Consider the following 16,176-nt stretch of genomic DNA (forward strand, 5'->3'; position numbering starts at 1 on the left):
GGACTGTACTCGGCGTTTCACACCCCATGACCAGGAACGGCAGAGCCGACACCGAGCAGACACCGGTTCGTCGCGACACCAGCGGCGACCCGTCGCCGATCGTTCACCGGAGCCCCGTCGCACGACCCGCAGCCACCCCGGAAGCGGCCGTCGCGCCCGCCCTGGACGATCACCGCGCCGACGGCCACGCCCCCCGCGCCACCAGCTCCGCCCGCAGCAGGTCGGGACGATCCGTCACCAGCCCGTCCACCCCCAGATCCAACAGCTCCCGCATCCGAGCCGGATCGTCCACCGTCCAGACGTGCACCTCCAGCCCCCGACGCCGCACCGCCCCCACCAACCGCTCGTCGACCACCCGCAACGACCCGCGATGCAGCGGCACCTGCGCGAGCCTGCCCGCCACCGGCAGCCCGTCACCCCACCGACCGAGCCGCGACGAGGCCCACAACAGCCGCGCCGACCCACGCCCCAACGACGTCATCAGCCTCGGCCCGCCCACCCGCCGAAGCACCCGCAGCCGCCGCTCCTCGAACGAGGCCAGACACACCCGCGACCACGCCGACATCCGCTCCACGACCCGCAACACCGGACCCACCGCCTGGTCCGACTTCACATCGATGTTGAACCGCGCCGCAGGCAACGCCTCCAGCACCTCCTCCAACCGCGACACCGGCTCCCGACCGCCGATACGGGCCCGCCGCACCGCCGCCCACGGCAACGTCGCCACCACCCCCGCCGAGTCCGTCGTGCGACCCAACGTCGCGTCGTGCTGCACCACCACGACCCCGTCGGCGGTCGCCCGCACATCGGTCTCCAGATAGGCGAACCCCTCCGCCCACGCCCTGGCCAACGCCGAGGCGGAGTTCTCCATCCCCGCCAACTCGTCGAGATGCCAACCACGATGAGCGAACGCCCGAGGATGCGGGCCGTCGAGATACGGATGCGGTCGAAGCCGTCGTCGATGCACCCGCCCAGTGTGGGGTGCGGCGTGGCACCTCGGCAGGAGAGGCCGAGCCCGCTAGCGTTCACCGCCGTGGAGCATCTCGCCGACTCCCTCGCCCCGATCACGCGCCGCGAACCCCGACACTGCACCTGGTGTGGCGCTCGCCTCTCCTCCTCAGGCCGGACCGGGCGACCACGCCGATATTGCGGACAGGCCTGTAGACAACGTGCCTATGAACGTCGCAGCATGGTGCAACGCGGCGGGCTGCCCGACGACGCGGTGGTGCTGTCCGCCACCGAGATCACCGATCTCCAAGATCGCCTGTTCCAACTCCGCTGCGCCGCGGAGGACGTCCTCACCGGAGTCGAGGAGGGCCTCGACACCGAGGAGATGCACCGGCTGGCCGCCGAGCTCGTCGAGACGGCGGGGCGGCTGGAACGTCTGCGCTGACGATCCCAGCGCAGACCGCGGCTTGCCCACGGCACCATTCGAACGCCACGATTGCTCCAGCAGGGTGGGCACCAGGGGAGGAACGGGTGACGGACGACGAGGCCGTGCGACACGCTGTGTTGCAGAACGCGGACGTCGGATTCGGAGTGACCGACGTGCGCGGGCGACTCCAGTGGCTCAACGCCGCGCTCGCCCGGCTCCTCGGCGTCACCGAGGAACAGGGCGTCGGCGTCTCACTGCCCGCACTGCTGCCCGGCATCGCCGAAGCCGCCGACGAGCTGCCCTGGCTCAGCAGGATCGCCGCCGAGGACAAACCGCCCCGGTGGATCGAGGTCGTCTGCCTCCCGTTGCCCGGCACCGACCACCGCCTGCTCTACCGGGCCATGGACGTCACCCGATGGCGAGAACAGGAACTCATCAGGACCGACGCGTCCACCCGCCGATCACCAATCGTCGGACAGGTCGGGAACTGGGAGTGGTTCGTCGGCGAGGACCGCGTGGTCTGGTCAGAAGGCATGCGGGAGATGTCCGGGCACCCCGCCGACGCCGAACTGGACTACTCCGCGTTCCTCGGCCTGGTCCACCCCGAGGACCTGCCGCTGGTCGAACGCACCCTCAGCAGAGCACTACGCACCGGAGAACCCTTCACCTACATCCACCGAGCACTCAACGCCGACCCCGACGCCGACGAACGCATCTTCGAGTGCTTCGGCGAGGTCTTCCACGACAGACAGGGCGTGCCCGTCCGACTGGTCGGCAGCGCACACGACATCACCCAGGCCCACCAGGTCCACGTCGAGCTGCGCAAGATGGCCGAGGAAGACCCCCTCACCGGCCTGCCCAACCGGCGGTCCCTCACCCGCGAACTCGAGAGCCAACTCGCCGTGAGCACCACCGGCTCACTGCTGCTCATCGACCTCGACAACTTCAAAGACGTCAACGACCTGCGCGGCCACAAGATCGGCGACCAGGTCATGTGCACCCTCGCCGCCACCCTGCGCGACCGGATGGAAGGCCGGCAGTTCCTCGGCAGGCTCGGCGGCGACGAGTTCGCCGTCATCATGCCCGAGGTCGACGCCGCCCACGCCAGAGCCATCGCCCAACGCCTCGCCGAGGCCGTCGCCGCCGTCCCCATCGACGTCGCAGGCGCCGCCATCAGGATCACCGTCAGCACCGGCGTCGCCCCCTTCGCCTCCGGCCACGGCTGGGAGGCCGTCCTGGCCAACGCCGACCTCGCCCTCTACGCCTCCAAAGCGGCAGGCCGCAACCGGGTCACCGTCTACGACCCCGCCCACTACGCCGACACCGCCAAGAGAGTCGGCGTCCTGGAACGAGTGCGCACCGCACTGGGCAAGGGACACCTCGCACTCCACGCCATGCCCATGGTCAACCTCCGCACCGGCCGCACCCTCGGCTACGAACTGCTCCTCCGACTGGAAGACCACCAGCTTCCCCGCATCGGCCCCGCAGAGTTCCTCCCCGACGCCGAACGCACCGACCTGGTCCTGGAGATCGACCGCTGGGTCCTGGGCCAGGCCATCGACGCACTGGCCGCCCACCGCGACCCCGCCCTGCGCCTGGACGTCAACGTCTCCGCCCGCACCCTCGACGACGAGGACTTCTGCGACTTCGTCCTCGACCGCCTCGCCGCCGCCGACATCACCCAGGGCCGCTTCGGCATCGAGATCACCGAGACGGCGGCCATGACCAACCTCGACGCCGCCCGCGACCTCGCCCTCCGACTCCGCGACGCGGGATGCCGGATCACCCTCGACGACTTCGGCTCCGGCTTCGGCTCCTTCGTCCACCTCAAACACCTGCCCGTCACCGGACTCAAGATCGACGGCGAGTTCGTCCGGGGCATCGACCAGGGCCAGACCGACGCCGTGCTGGTCACCGGGATGATGGAAATCGCCAACGGACTCGGCCTGTCCACCGTCGCCGAGTGGGTGGAACGCCCCTCACAGGTCGAGGCACTGATGAAGCTCGGCGTCGAGGTCGCCCAAGGCTTCCACCTCGGCCGACCGGCCCCCCTCATCGACCTGCTGGCACGGCCGAACGGAGTATTGCCCCGCTAATTCACCCGATCGATTTTCGCCTCTGTCAGAATCTACCGGTCCGTCGCCCGCAGGCCGCCCGACATGCCCCAGGAGAACGTCCGCGTGAATTCCGCCGTACGGGGTGTCCGCCGCCTCGAACTGCTGACCCCAGACCCCGCCAGATCCGTGGAGTTCCACGCGAACCTCCACCAGTGGGTCGTCCTCGCCCAAGCCGACGACCGCTTCAGCTGCTGGGTCGGCGAACGACGCACCGCGCACATCCGCCGCCCGGAACCCGGCGAGACCACCGGCTGGCACGTCGTCTTCGGCGGCGGCCGCCGCCGAGGCCCCCGCGCCCTGACCGACGTCGGCGGCGGACTGCACGCCGTCCTGGACTCCGGCCGCGTCACCCACGGCCCCTGGGCGCCGGAACCCCGCGAAGGCGAACCCTGCTGGACCGAACTGGTCACCGCCGACCCACCGCGCTCCGACGCCTACTGGACCGCCAACGCAGGCTGGGACTTCCGCCCCAGCCCCGAACCGACCACCGCCGTCTACCAGGTCGACGGCCGGGCCATCGCAGGCCGACGCACCGCCGACGCCACCGACCACGCCGTCGGCTGGATCTGCCACCTCGCCAGCCCGGACCTCACCGAGTCCCTGCACCGCGCCCTCGAACTCGGCGGCCGGATCGACAGCGGCCCCACCCACACCGCAGTAGGCCTCACCGCCACCGTGAGCTGCCCGGACGGCTTCCCCCACGCCATGGTGGAGAACCCCGGCGTGTGGGCGGGCCGCCTGGCCGGTCAGCCTGCGGGCCCGCCCCCGAGCTGACCACGACCGCACTCCACGGTCCGGTGACACCCGCCGACCACAGCAGGGGAACGACGTCAGGTCCCACCCCGGTCGAGACGAGACCACCCCCGCCGGTCACGGCCAGATGACCGCCTCGGTGCGGACCCCGTCCTCCCGCACACACGTCGTCCCCGGCGCAGTCGCCGGACCACTGGAACACATCCAGGTCCCGACCTCGACCGGCCCGCCGCCACCCATCCCCGGCGCCGCACCGGCCGCCAGCCTCAGGTAGTAGTCCTGCATGATCCGCGTCGCCTCGAAACAGGGCACCTCGCCCCCGCGCACGAACACGTCGGCCGGGAAGTCCGCCGCCGTCATCACCACGTGATCACACTGCGTCCCCGACACATCCGGAGTCACCCGCAACGACACCCAGCCCCACAGCAGCCGGTGATCCGAGCAGGCCAGCCCGCCGCACTCACCGCCGTCCACCACGACCCGAGACGCCACCTCCGCCGCGAAGTGCCCCGCGTCGACGAACACGTAATCGGTCTTGAGCCGATCCGCCCCACCCTCCCACGTCCAGGCACCCTGCCGGGCAGGCGACGGACACGCCGCCGCAGGCTCCGCCGCACCACACATCCCGACCTCGTGAAACACCCCGTCACCCACCGGCGAGGAGTACAACGACGACAACCGCTCCGCCGACGGCTCGACACCGAGATCCCCGACGACGATCGTCGGCAGCATCGGCGCCTCGAGCTGCCACTGCTCGCTCAACTGCCCCAACTGCTCGTCACCCGCCGCACCGTCGGCCAGCCTCGTCACACAGGCCTGCACCGTCGTCGGACGCGCCGTATGGGCACACACCGCGCGCGTCACCGTCGACTCGTCACCGGGAACATCGTGATAGCGGAACGCCGAGACCATCGGCGCCCGCACCAGCACCGCCAACCCACTCCGAGCCTGCTCAGCGGGAACGTCCCGACCGGCGAGAGCACCACACGCCTCCGCCGCGCCCTCGATGTCCTCCCCGGGACCGAACTCGTAGTCCACGGCGAAGTCCTCGGCGGCCAGCAACTCCGCCAGCAGCACGATCTGACTCTCACACACCTCCTGCACGGCGATCACGTCCGGTCGGCCCGCCAGGATCTCCCCGGCGAGGAACTCCACCACCTCGGTCGCCTTCGACGACACCGCCTCCGTCGCCTGCCCGTCGCTCCCCGCGTTGTACTGCACCACCGCCAACGACGCGTCCCCGGCGTACTCGGCGACGCCGTCCTCCCGCGCCGGATACTCGCCCGGCCGGGTCTCGTCCGGCAGCATCGCGACCGTCGTCGACGCGGCAGACTCTGTCGGGGACCCGTCGGAACCAGTCGCCCCGGAGCATCCCGCCGCGACGACGACGGCGGCGCCGGCAACCGCGAGGACCCGACGTCCCACGACCGTCCGGTGTCGGAGGGACCCGAACACTGACATCAGCACTCCAGAGTGGTCGAAGACCGGTGACGAACGGCCCCTCCGACGTACCACCGACGCCCCCGGTTCCGAACCACCGGACCGCCGACGGCCGATCAACCCACGTCAGACGGCGAAGGTCAGTCCCGCTCCCGATCGACCAGCCGCGCCAACGCCCGATACGTCCGATTCACCGCCGCCGCCGCCCGCTGCTCCCGACCCGTGGCCTCGATGTAGTTCTGACTCGTCGCCAGACTCGCATGCCCCAACAACGCCATGATCTCCGAGGCGTTCGCCCCGTCCTCGGCCAGCCGGGTGGCGAACGTATGACGCAACGCGTGCAGACTCGCCCCCGCGGGAACCCGGTCATGCACCCCGGAAGAGCGGAAACAAGACCGCACCAGATACTCCAGGCCGCCACGCCCGATGGCCTCGCCCTGTCTGTCCAGCAACAACGGCGCCGAAGTCCCTCTGGCTCCTCGAGGAAAGCGCGTCCGGCACGACGTCAGGTAGTCCTCGACGATCCGCTCCATCGGCGCCTCGATCGGAATGGACCGCTCCCTGCTGCCTTTGCCCCGCACGTGCAGTCGACGCTCACCCGGCCTGCCCACCAGCGAACCCAGCGTCAACTCGCGCATCTCCGCCGACCGCAGCCCGGTGATCAGACCGAGCGCCAGCACCAGCACATCCCGCTCCGGCCAGGGATCACGACCGCGACCACCACCCGTGGCCGTCGCCGTCAGAAGCTCCTCCGGAGTCTGCTCCCCCCGCAACGGCTTGGGCGTCAACGCCGGAGTCCTCGGCCGGGCCACCGCCGCCATCGGATTGCCCGCCACCAGCTCCTCGGCCACACAGAACGTCAAGAACTGATTCCACGTCGACCACGCCCGCAGGACCGAACTCTTCGCATGAGTGTCGGCGAAGGCTCCGAAGGCCGACCGCAGCGACCCCGAGGTCACCTCCTCGAGATCGAGGTCACCCGCCGCACACCCCAGATCGCCCGCCAACAGCGCCGTCACGCCCGCCAGGTCACGCCGATACGCCGCAGTGGTGTGCGGGGAGTCCTTGCGGGGACGCCGAGCGAGGAAGAACGCGTCCTGGGCTTCGATCAACCGCATGCCGATCTTGTACACCGTCACCCCGTGATCGCGCACGCCAGCAGCCGCGACGGGGGCGCGACGACGCTGGTCGGCCACCCGAACCGATGATCACACGCTAGGCCGAACAGCGGTCGCCTATCCCCGACGGGCGTGCCCGAGCGCGTACGGTGGCCATCATGCAGGCGAAAATGTGGATCACACCGGATAGCGAGTTCGGGCTGGTGTCCCTCATGATCGAGGACACCGAGACCGGGGCTGTGGTCGGCCACGTCCTGGGTCCGAAGGAGTTCGACGCACTGCAACAGGCGACCAGAGAGGCTGCCGACCGCGCGGAGTCCACCGACGACCACGTGCAGATCAATCTAGCCGAGATCCTCGACCACTGACCCGCCCACCCTGATCGCTGCTGACAGCGGGCGACGGCCTTACGCCGCGAGACCAGACCCGTGCGGCGCACCGGTCGTGCCGACTGACCATCGGGACACGAGCGGGCGGGCGCCCCCTCGGTTCGTCACGGCCATGGACGACACCCAGAATCGCGGCCCGGGGGAGAGACCGGCCCGCTTCGGGCCGCCGCCCCGGAAGACCCATACCGCCGCGATGGTGGACCGAGAACGGCAGAACCCCAGGTCGGGCCTTGCGGGTGGGCACCGGCTGGCGACGCTCGCGCCCAGCGTCGGGTGCGACGCGGTCTGAGTGACCGCGTCGCTGCGGGGTCAGCCGACGGTGAAGGTTCCGTCGTAGCCTGCGAGGGTCACGCCTCGGAAACTCACGCACTGGACCCCGGCATCGATGATCTCGACATTGAACTGAGCCGTGAACTCCTCGCCCGCGAAGCGGCCGTCGGCGATGACACCCGCCAACTCCACGTGCGCCAGTCCGGACCCCGTCAGGACGAAGTCCACTGTGCTGGTCTCCGTGGTGCCGTCCCGCAGCGCCCAGTCGATGCGGCCCTCACCGGAGGTGCCCTCCGGGCTGCCGAGACAGCTCAGGGTGCCGATCGCAGTGCCGTGCAGCGAAGCTGAGCGGACCTCGCCCGCGGCGTCGATACAGCCTCCGTCGTTGCCCGCGAGGGTGAGCGTGCTGAGCCTCGGCACGAACAGGACGCCCGGCTGGAAACCGGCCTGCCCGCTCAGGTCGCACGTCACCTCGCCCGGCTGCTGCGCGGACGCCGTCGGAACGGCGGTTACGAGTGTCGCCGTCACGAATGCCGCTGCCATGAGCTTCAGGAGGTTCCGGAACATGACGTGAACTCATCCTTCCTGGTAGGCGGGAAGAGCCACGCTCTCCCTTCGGCCCGAAAGTAGGTCCTGATGATCATCTCGGCCGCGTGTGTCCGGGTATTTCACACGGCTGGGTAGCCGGAATCGCCCGACGGAGATCGCGGGGGAGCGGTACTGATCAAGCGGCAGGAGTGCCCGCCAGCGGAACAGGGTGCGACCGGGGCGCAAAGTCGAGAGCGGGGAAGCGCCCCCGACGGTCCCGACGACGAAAACCGGGTCGCGGCGGACAGCGCGGGCGCCATGCGATCGTCTCCGCAGGCCGGTGCCTCGGAGCGCGGACACGACGATGGACCTGGGCGACACTGTGGTCAGTGCTCGTCGCACTGCACCTCGGGCATGGTCCGGCAGGGCGCCGTACGGTGATCATTCATGCATAATGGCGATTATGCATGAAATCTCGGGCCAGGCCGAGGAGGGGCGCCCCGAACTCGGGGAGTCTGACGGTCGGTTCGACGTGACCGAGCCTCTCGATCTCGATCCCGTGCGCGTGCGTCATCCGGATCACCCCTCCGGGGCGCTTCTCAGGGCGGCCCGACGGCGCACCTACGCCACCGCGCCGAAGTCACCGCGCCGAGTTCATGGCGGACGCGTTCGTGCCGGGTGCCGCCGTCGGCGACTGACTGTCGAAAGCCGGTAGGCTCTCGTCGAATCCCGTCGATACGTCACCGTGACGAATCCCAGTCGGGCTTGGGCACCCGGGCTCGACATCACCGGAGTCGTTGGAACACGAAGCGGACGACGTCGTAGTCGCCGGAGGTGCGAGCGCCCGCGACGCGTACCCCATGGCAGGGGCGGCGCTCACTGAATGGGCCGGCCAGCGGGGGCGTTCATCGGGCGCGGCGATACCAGCGGACCAGCCACCGTCGCCCGCCGACCTCGCGAGGCTCATCCGGTCCGTCGACCCGATGAAAGCCCGCATTCTCGGCCGTGCGCTGGGATGCGCGGTTGTCGACATGGGTGAACAGTCGAATCTCGTTCACCGGCCAGTTCGCCAGCACCCGATCGCACAGGGCGCGCACTGCCTGACGGGCCACGCCGCGGCCGCGGGCGGCACGGGCGACCCAATAACTCACCTCCGCGCCGTCTTCCTGGCGGGTGGCGGCGACCGAGGCCAGTCGCGTCCCGGTTGCCGCGTCGACGACCAGGTATCCCATTGCGTCGTCGTCGCTACGCAGTCTTGCCAGCGCGGCGCGGAACTCTTCGACGGTCAAGGATGCGCGTTCGATCGTGAACCGCAGGATCTCCGCGTCCTGCACCTGTTCGACGTACCACTCGGCGTCCTCGTCGGAGACGTCGCGTAAGGCGATGTCCATGCGTTCCTCTCGCGTTGCGCAGGGCCGCCCGCGTGCCGGTCGACTGAGGTGAGCCTGCCAGGAACGCCGTGGCCTGAGGTACCCGTTTTCCACCCCGATCGGCCGCCGACCTGCGCCTGGGCGTTTGGCCGATAATGTACATTATGTTAACTAGTCGGTTCGCGGACGAACCGTCCCCCGTGCAGTCTTGTGCGGCGTTACCTCGGCTATGAGGCGCCGGCACCCGTCGGCTGCCGGTCGTTCTCGCGTCCGCAGGCGCTGCGGTGCCCGTCCGAACTCACGACGTCCTGTCTGCTCGCGGCCGAGGTCGCGACTCTCACCGTTCGTTCTGGCGCCGCCCACCGTCGGCACCGTCGTCGCGTGCTTCGCCACTACGGCATGGCGTCGGCCGCCGTTCGCCACGCCGGTGATTCTGTCGCTCGGCTGCCATCAGTCGGGTCCGACCCGCCTGCGGGTCGTCTCTCTGCGGTCCGGGACCTCCCGCTTTCCGTCGTGCTGCCGCTCCTCAGGCGTCGACCGGGCCGGGTGGAAACTGCCGGAACGGCTCGTCTGCCGGTGATCGTCCCCCGTTTACGGGTCTCCCCTGTCACTCCGAGTTTCGCCTACTGTCGCACTATTCAGATGGGTCGCCCACTTTGTGGGACCGATCCGGCTGTGGTGGGCGCAGCGTGATCGACTCGCTGCGTTGCAGGCTGGTTGGCGCGAACGTGGTGTCGTTCGCGCGAACAGCGCATTGACGCCGTCGAATCGCGACAGCAGGTGACAGCTCTGCTGGGGCCGCACTCCGTTGGCGGCGCCGAATATTCTTGATCGGCCGCCACGGTGGACCGTATCCGGGCCACATCGACCAGCGTTGAGATAGTGGCTGTTCAGCGGGCTGAGGTTCGACTTGTCGAGGTGGAATATCGGTGCTCGGCACTCCCCTGCTTCTGGTCCCAGGAATCGGTTCCAGTGCAAATCGAGTAGCGGTTGTCGAATATGATCACCGCATCACCCAAATACAGTAATCGGGAGGTCGCTCTTGACACTTTTAACTGATCTCGTTAAAGTTTAAACAGTTCGTAAACTATTCACGGCACTATTGTGCTTATTGGGCAGAGGCTTCTTCCGTCAGACGGCTGCGCGAGCATGCGTCTCAGCACGGAAGGAGCATCACACGCCTGTGGCGTGTCCGACCGTCCATGGGGGAACGGTGAACTTCAGCACGTCCGATGGATCGATGACCGGCCGCACCACGCCGGGAGGCCACAGCGCCCGCTCCTCCCGGCGAGTCACCGGAATCCATGACGACAGCGTCGGACATCCCCTCGCGGCGCCCGGCGCCCGTGCCAGAGACCGCCACGCATGACCCGGCACTCCGACCGGGCCGTCGACCTGGCGGACCTGGAACGCCTGGCGGCGGTGCTCTTGCCTGCGGAGGTCCGCGACTTCATCGCAGGTGGCAGCGGCACCGAACGAACCCTGGCGGCGAATCGCACGGCGCTGGACGCGACCTACGTCGTTCCCCGGATGCTCGCGGGCGTCGAGGCGGCGGCCACCAGAACGTCGCTCGTGGACACCGTGGCGGCGCTGCCGCTCGCGGTGGCACCCATGGCCTACCAGCGCCTGGTCCACCCGGACGGGGAACTCGCCGCCGCGCGCGCGGCGGCAGCGGCCGGGGTGCCGTTCACGGTCAGCACCCTGAGCAGTCGGACGGTCGAGGACATCGCGGGCACCGACGCCGCGCTGTGGTTCCAGCTGTACTGGCTCCGAGACCGAGGCGTCGTCACGGAGCTGGTGGCGCGGGCGGAGGCCGCAGGCTGTTCGGCGCTCGTCGTGACCGTCGACGTCCCGGTGATGGGCAGGCGGCTGCGCGACGTGCGCAACGGCTTCGCGCTGCCGTCGTCGGTGCAGGCGGCCCACCTTGCCCCTGGCCCGAGCGGGGCACACGACCGGCGAGCAGGCGGCTCTGCGGTCGCCGATCACACGGGGACGGCCTTCGACCCGACGCTCGGCTGGCATGACCTGGAGTGGCTGCGGGCACGCACTCGGCTTCCGTTGGTGGTCAAGGGAGTGCTCGATCCGAGGGATGCCGTGCGGTGCGTCGACCTGGGCGCGGCTGCGGTCGTGGTGTCCAACCACGGTGGACGGCAGCTTGACGGTGCGCTGCCCACTGCGCTGGCGCTGCCTCGTGTCGTCGAGGCGGTGGGTGCGACGGCCGAAGTGTTGGTGGACGGCGGCATTCGCAGCGGTGTCGACGTCCTGCGGGTGTTGGCGCTCGGTGCGAGCGGTGCGTTGATCGGCAGGCCGATCCTGTGGGGGCTGGCTGTCGACGGCGAGCACGGGGTGGCTCGAGTCCTGCGTCTGCTGGGTGTCGAGCTGGAGCAGGCGTTGCTACTTGCGGGATGTGTCGACGTCGCCGCCGCGCGTGATCTCACGACGCACCTCGATTCCTGTCTGCCCTGACGGCCGCACGGACCGTGAACGGCGCTACCGCACCGCGATTCGGAGGCTTCATGACCGAGATGGTGGATTTCCGCTTGTTGGGGCCCTTGGAGGTTCTGGTGCGGGGAGACCAGGTCCCGATCGGAGGTCCGAGGCAGCGGGTGGTGTTGACGATGCTGCTGCTGAATGCGGGTCGGGTGGTGTCGGTGGACAGCCTGGTCGAGACGGTGTGGGGCACGCGGCCGCCGTCGAGCAGTCGGACGCAGGTGGCGATCTGTGTGTCCGCGCTGCGGAAGACGTTCCGGGAGCGCGGGGTCGAGCGGAAGCTGATCGAGACTGCGGCGCCGGGGTATGTGCTGCGGCCGGAGGGGCACCGGATGGACACGCTGGTATTCGAGGAGTTGGTGGCCGAGGCGCGGGCGCGGCGGGGGCGGCTGGCCGAGGCGGTCCGCTGCTACGACGCGGCGTTGGCGTTGCGGCGTGGACCGGTGCTGTCCAACGTCACCGGGGCGGTGCCGGAGCATGCGGCCACGCAGTGGGAGGAGAGCCTGCTCGCCGCGTATGAGGAGCAGGTGGAGCTGCGGCTGCAGCTAGGTGAGCATCGTCTGCTGGTCGCGGGGCTGGTGGAGGCGGTGGACCGGCATCCGTTGCGGGACCGGCTGCACGGGTTGTTGATGACGGCGCAGTATCAGTCCGGGCAGCGGGTCGCGGCGTTGGAGACGTTCGTTCGGTGGCGTCGGCGGTCGATCGAGGAGTTGGGGCTGGAGCCCAGCGTGGAGCTGCGGCGGCTGCACGAGCGGATTCTGCTGGACGAAGGGGGGCCGGTGGTGGATCGGCCGCCTGCGCAGCTTCCTGCCGCGACGCAGGCGTTCACCGGTCGGACGGAGTCGTTGGCGGCGTTGGACGGGTTGGCTGCGCGGGGCGGGCGGGGTGGGGCGCCGCCGCTGGGGTTGTTGGTCGGCGGGGTCGGGGTGGGCAAGACCGCGCTGGCGGTGTGGTGGGGTGCTCGCAATGCCGATCTGTTTCCCGACGGTCAGTTGTTCGTGGATCTGAGTGGGCATGATCCGCGTCGTGCTCCGGTGGATCCGCACACGGCGTTGACGTATCTGCTGCATGCGTTGGGGGTGCCGCCGGAGCGGGTGCCCAGTCCTGCGGAGCGGCCTGCGTTGTTTCGTACGTTGGTGGCGGATCGGCGGATGCTGCTGGTGCTCGACGATGCCCGTGATGCCGCGCAGGTGTGGCCGTTGGTGCCGAACAGTCCGACGTGTCAGGTGTTGGTGACGTCGCGGAGCACGTTGCGTGAGCTGGTGGCGCGGTGTGGGACCGTGCCGTTGCGGCTCGGTGGTCTGCGCCAGGACGAGGCGGTGCAGCTGGTGCGTGGGATCGTCGGGGCTGCGAGGGTGGGGCGTGATCCGGAGGCGGTGTCTCAGCTCGTCGAGTTGTGCGGGCGCCTGCCGGGGGCGTTGTCGGCGGCGGCCGCACGGTTGGCGGGCAAGCCGCATTGGGATGTGCCGAGGATGGTGCGGGAGCTGCGTCGTCCTGCCGGGCGGTTGACCGGGCTCGGTGGTGGGGGGCAGCGGCTGCATGACGGGTTGGCGAGCAGTGCGCGTCGACTGGACCCGGTGGCGGCGCATCTGTATCAGGCGTTGGGTGGTCTGCCTGCTCCGGAGTTGACGAGTTGGACGGCGGAGGCGTTGTTGGGCTGTTCGGCGCCGGATGCCGATGACGTCTTGGAGCGGTTGGTGGACGCGCATCTGTTGGAACCGGCTGTCTCCGGTGCCGATGGCGAGGCTCGGTATCGGCTGCCGAGTCTGCCGCACGCCTATGCGGCGGAGTTGGCGACCGCTCCCCCGCCTGCGCAGGCGGGTGGGTCGGTGAGCGGACGGGAGGCGTCGTCCGGGCTTCGGCGTCCGGCGACCGCCGACGTGACGTGATGCGTCGGTTGCGGTCGTGGGCGCGGTGGGGTCGGCCTGCGCGTGTGATGCTCGCGTCGGGCGCGGTGATCGGGCGCCCTTCTCGATCCTCCGGCGGCGGTTCGGTCTCTGGTCGGGGCCGTGGGGTCCGGCCGGGGGTGCTGGGCTGTCGGCCGGTTGTCACCAGGAGTGTGCTGGACGGTGCATTCCCAGAACTGATGAGGAGCCCCGTGACCACAGTCGGAACCTGCCCTTATCCCTTCGGCGATCCGGTGCGCCTTGACGTGCACCCGAGTTATGCGCGGTCGCGTGCCGAGCAGCCCGCGATGCGGGTGCGGCTGCCCTACGGTGACGAGTGCTGGCTGGTCACTCGGTATTCCGATGTCAAGACCGTGTTGTCGGACTCGCGGTTCAGTCGGGCTCGTGCGGCCGGTCGGGAGGACACGCCTCGGGTGACGCCGGAGGCCGCGCCTGCGGGTTCGATCCTGAGTATGGACCCGCCGGAGCACAGCAGGCTGCGTCGGATGATCGCGCGGGGTTTCACCGCGCGGCGGGTTCGTGAGTTCCGGCCGCGTACTCAGGAGATCGTCGACGGCCTGTTGGACGAGATCGAGCGGGTCGGTCCGCCTGCGGATCTGGTGGAGAGGCTGGCGTTGCCGCTGCCGGTGTCGGTGATCTCGCAGATGCTCGGGGTGCCGCCTGCGGAGCATCACCGGTTTCGGGACTTCTCGGCGATGGTGTTGTCCACGACGGCGTTCACCAGGGAGGAGGTCGTGGCGGCGCGGGCGGGGTTGGAGGAGTATCTGGGTGAGCTGGCCGAGCAGCGTAGGCGGGTTCCCGGTGACGACCTGATGAGTGCGTTGGTGGCCGCGCACGATGATGATCGGCTCTCCGAGCAGGAGTTGCGGCAGACGGGGATCACGTTGCTGGTCGGCGGGCATGAGTCGACGGCGAGTCAGTTCGCCAGTTCGGTGTACCTGTTGTTGTCGCGGCCGGAGCGGTGGGCGTTGCTGCGGGAGCGTCCGGAGTTGGTGCCTTCTGCGGTGGAGGAGTTGCTGCGGTTCATTCCGTTGGGCTCCGGTGGTGCCTTCGCGCGGTATGCCGTCGAGGATGTGCAGCTGGGTGAGGTGCTGGTGCGGGCGGGTGAGGCGGTGGTGGCCAGTACCAATTCGGCGAATCGGGACGATCGGGTGTTCGCCGATCCGGATGAGTTCGACCTGACTCGTGAGCACAATCCGCATCTGGCGTTCGGGGGCGGGGTACACGTCTGTCTGGGGGCGCAGCTGGCCAGGGGCGAGTTGCAGGTGGCGTTGGAGTCGTTGTTGACGCGGTTCCCGGATCTGCGGCTGACGACGCCCGCGGAGGAGGTGCCGTGGAAGGAGGGGACGTTGCTGCGTTCTCCTCGAGAGTTGCCGGTCACCTGGTGATCAGCGTCGGCTTCGGCTGGTGAGGAGGAAGTCGACCACTGCGTCGGCGGCGGAGAGTTGTCGGCTGGTCGTCCCGACGGTGCGGGGCGGGTTGGGGAACTCGCCGCCCGGCCAGGTGTGTCCGCCGCCGTGGACGACGATGGACTCCACGCGTAGTCCGGTGGTGGGGTTGGTGCAGGTGTCGCGGGTGAGGGAGGTGCCGTCGGGCTGGTCGGTGTCGGGGAGTTCCTCGTGCCGGTGTTCGTCGGCGCCGCCTGCTCGGCAGAACGCGTTCACGGTGTCGGCGGTGGAGATCGTCGGTCGGGGTGGTTCCTGCCCGATCGGCGGTGTTCCCTCGGGTGGGGTGGTGAGGCCGTCGATGGGGCGCAGCGGGTCGGCGTCGCCGTAGACGGACAGCAGCGGGATGGGGCCGCTCGGTTGGACCGGGACGGGCGGCCCCGGGAGTTGGCCTGCCACGGAGGCTGCTGCGGTGAACCAGTCGGGGTGTTCGGCGGCCAGGCGCAGTGCCATCAGTCCGCCTTCGGAGAAGCCCGCCACGGCGACGCGGTCGGGGTCGATCTGGGTGGTGCTGGTGAGTTCGTCGATCACGGCGCGGGCGAAGTCGATGTCGGCGTCCGGGTCGGGGCGCAGTGCGGTGGGTTGTGGTGAGGCGCCCCAGCCTTCGTTCGCGCCTTGGAGGTATGCGGCGGCGACGCCGTGGGCGTCGGCGGCGGCGTTGAGTCCGCTGTAGCGCTCCATCTCGGCGGCGGAGCCGCCTTTGCCGTGCAGGACGAGTATCAGGGGTCTGCCGGGGTGTTCGGCGGGGCTCTCGGCCATGCGCAGTCGGTAGGAGCGGGGGGTGCCTGCGACGGAGATGTCGCGGAGGGTGGTGACGGCGTCGGTGGCCGGGCGCAGGGCGGCGGGTGCCTCCTCCCCCGCTGCGGCGGGGTCCGCCGGGGCGGGCGGGGCGGCGGGTTCGGGGGCGGTGCACGCGGTCAACGCCGTGGTGACGGCGATGGCCAGCGCGCACCGCTGCGGGAGTCCGACCATGG

13 protein-coding genes are annotated in these 16,176 nt (G+C 69.8%); 7 read left to right on the forward strand and 6 right to left on the reverse strand.

Annotation, left to right across the window (positions count from 1 at the left end; genetic code table 11):
- Nucleotides 1-169 precede the first annotated feature (169 nt).
- Nucleotides 170-967 (reverse strand): glycerophosphodiester phosphodiesterase family protein, encoded by a 798-nt coding sequence (locus tag UA75_RS15325; RefSeq protein WP_075740828.1) that lies wholly within the window; start codon nt 965-967, stop codon nt 170-172.
- Nucleotides 968-1,033: 66 nt separating this feature from the next.
- On the opposite strand from UA75_RS15325, the gene UA75_RS15330 reads away from it, so the two are divergent.
- The 3 genes from UA75_RS15330 (at nt 1,034) to UA75_RS15340 (ending at nt 4,266) form a co-directional block, all read left to right on the forward strand.
- Nucleotides 1,034-1,393: a hypothetical protein gene (locus UA75_RS15330; RefSeq protein ID WP_075743842.1), complete on the forward strand. Its 360-nt coding sequence runs from the start codon at nt 1,034-1,036 to the stop codon at nt 1,391-1,393.
- An 86-nt stretch (nt 1,394-1,479) separates the two neighbouring features.
- Nucleotides 1,480-3,471 carry a putative bifunctional diguanylate cyclase/phosphodiesterase gene (locus UA75_RS15335; RefSeq protein WP_232237768.1) on the forward strand — a complete coding sequence of 664 codons (1,992 nt, stop codon included), beginning with the start codon at nt 1,480-1,482 and terminating at the stop codon, nt 3,469-3,471.
- An 84-nt stretch (nt 3,472-3,555) separates the two neighbouring features.
- A complete protein-coding gene (locus UA75_RS15340; protein ID WP_157434204.1) occupies nt 3,556-4,266 on the forward strand; it encodes a VOC family protein in 711 nt (236 codons plus the stop codon).
- 96 nt (nt 4,267-4,362) lie between these two features.
- On the opposite strand, the gene UA75_RS15345 is transcribed toward UA75_RS15340, so the two are convergent.
- Entirely contained in the window at nt 4,363-5,553 is a 1,191-nt protein-coding gene (locus UA75_RS15345) for an endonuclease/exonuclease/phosphatase family protein (protein ID WP_198044265.1), read from the reverse strand.
- A 272-nt stretch (nt 5,554-5,825) separates the two neighbouring features.
- Nucleotides 5,826-6,803, reverse strand: a complete 978-nt coding sequence (locus tag UA75_RS15350) for a tyrosine-type recombinase/integrase (RefSeq protein ID WP_075743844.1) — start codon at nt 6,801-6,803, stop codon at nt 5,826-5,828.
- 158 nt (nt 6,804-6,961) lie between these two features.
- On the opposite strand from UA75_RS15350, the gene UA75_RS15355 reads away from it, so the two are divergent.
- Nucleotides 6,962-7,171, forward strand: a complete 210-nt coding sequence (locus UA75_RS15355; protein ID WP_093941743.1) for a hypothetical protein — start codon at nt 6,962-6,964, stop codon at nt 7,169-7,171.
- Nucleotides 7,172-7,501: 330 nt separating this feature from the next.
- On the opposite strand, the gene UA75_RS15360 is transcribed toward UA75_RS15355, so the two are convergent.
- Together UA75_RS15360 and UA75_RS15365 are read right to left on the reverse strand one after the other, a co-directional pair.
- A complete protein-coding gene (locus tag UA75_RS15360; protein ID WP_075740832.1) occupies nt 7,502-8,029 on the reverse strand; it encodes a hypothetical protein in 528 nt (175 codons plus the stop codon).
- 866 nt (nt 8,030-8,895) lie between these two features.
- Nucleotides 8,896-9,381 carry a GNAT family N-acetyltransferase gene (locus UA75_RS15365; RefSeq protein ID WP_075740833.1) on the reverse strand — a complete coding sequence of 162 codons (486 nt, stop codon included), beginning with the start codon at nt 9,379-9,381 and terminating at the stop codon, nt 8,896-8,898.
- 1,344 nt (nt 9,382-10,725) lie between these two features.
- Here UA75_RS15365 and UA75_RS15370 point away from each other — a divergent pair.
- The 3 genes from UA75_RS15370 to UA75_RS15380 all read left to right on the forward strand — a co-directional run bounded on the left by UA75_RS15370 (nt 10,726) and on the right by UA75_RS15380 (nt 15,145).
- Nucleotides 10,726-11,826, forward strand: coding sequence for an alpha-hydroxy acid oxidase (locus UA75_RS15370; RefSeq protein WP_075740834.1), 1,101 nt, complete (start codon nt 10,726-10,728; stop codon nt 11,824-11,826).
- A gap of 50 nt (nt 11,827-11,876) precedes the next feature.
- Nucleotides 11,877-13,739 (forward strand): BTAD domain-containing putative transcriptional regulator, encoded by a 1,863-nt coding sequence (locus UA75_RS15375; protein WP_261340765.1) that lies wholly within the window; start codon nt 11,877-11,879, stop codon nt 13,737-13,739.
- Nucleotides 13,740-13,948: 209 nt separating this feature from the next.
- Nucleotides 13,949-15,145 (forward strand): cytochrome P450, encoded by a 1,197-nt coding sequence (locus UA75_RS15380; protein ID WP_083683219.1) that lies wholly within the window; start codon nt 13,949-13,951, stop codon nt 15,143-15,145.
- Here the strand turns inward: UA75_RS15380 and UA75_RS15385 are convergent, their stop codons facing one another.
- Nucleotides 15,146-16,174, reverse strand: coding sequence for an alpha/beta hydrolase family esterase (locus UA75_RS15385; RefSeq protein WP_075740836.1), 1,029 nt, complete (start codon nt 16,172-16,174; stop codon nt 15,146-15,148).
- Nucleotides 16,175-16,176 lie beyond the last annotated feature (2 nt).

Source organism: Actinoalloteichus sp. GBA129-24 (genome assembly GCF_001941645.1).
In the GTDB taxonomy this organism is placed as follows: Bacteria; Actinomycetota; Actinomycetes; order Mycobacteriales; family Pseudonocardiaceae; genus Actinoalloteichus_A; species Actinoalloteichus_A fjordicus.

Coding starts and splice junctions, on each gene's coding strand:
- UA75_RS15345 (WP_198044265.1), bottom strand. CDS start 5,553: ATGCTGCCGGACGAGACCCGGCCGGGCGAGTATCCGGCGCGGGAGGAC.
- UA75_RS15350 (WP_075743844.1), bottom strand. CDS start 6,803: ATGCGGTTGATCGAAGCCCAGGACGCGTTCTTCCTCGCTCGGCGTCCC.
- UA75_RS15355 (WP_093941743.1), top strand. CDS start 6,962: ATGCAGGCGAAAATGTGGATCACACCGGATAGCGAGTTCGGGCTGGTG.
- UA75_RS15360 (WP_075740832.1), bottom strand. CDS start 8,029: ATGTTCCGGAACCTCCTGAAGCTCATGGCAGCGGCATTCGTGACGGCG.
- UA75_RS15365 (WP_075740833.1), bottom strand. CDS start 9,381: ATGGACATCGCCTTACGCGACGTCTCCGACGAGGACGCCGAGTGGTAC.
- UA75_RS15370 (WP_075740834.1), top strand. CDS start 10,726: ATGACCCGGCACTCCGACCGGGCCGTCGACCTGGCGGACCTGGAACGC.
- UA75_RS15375 (WP_261340765.1), top strand. CDS start 11,877: ATGACCGAGATGGTGGATTTCCGCTTGTTGGGGCCCTTGGAGGTTCTG.
- UA75_RS15385 (WP_075740836.1), bottom strand. CDS start 16,174: ATGGTCGGACTCCCGCAGCGGTGCGCGCTGGCCATCGCCGTCACCACG.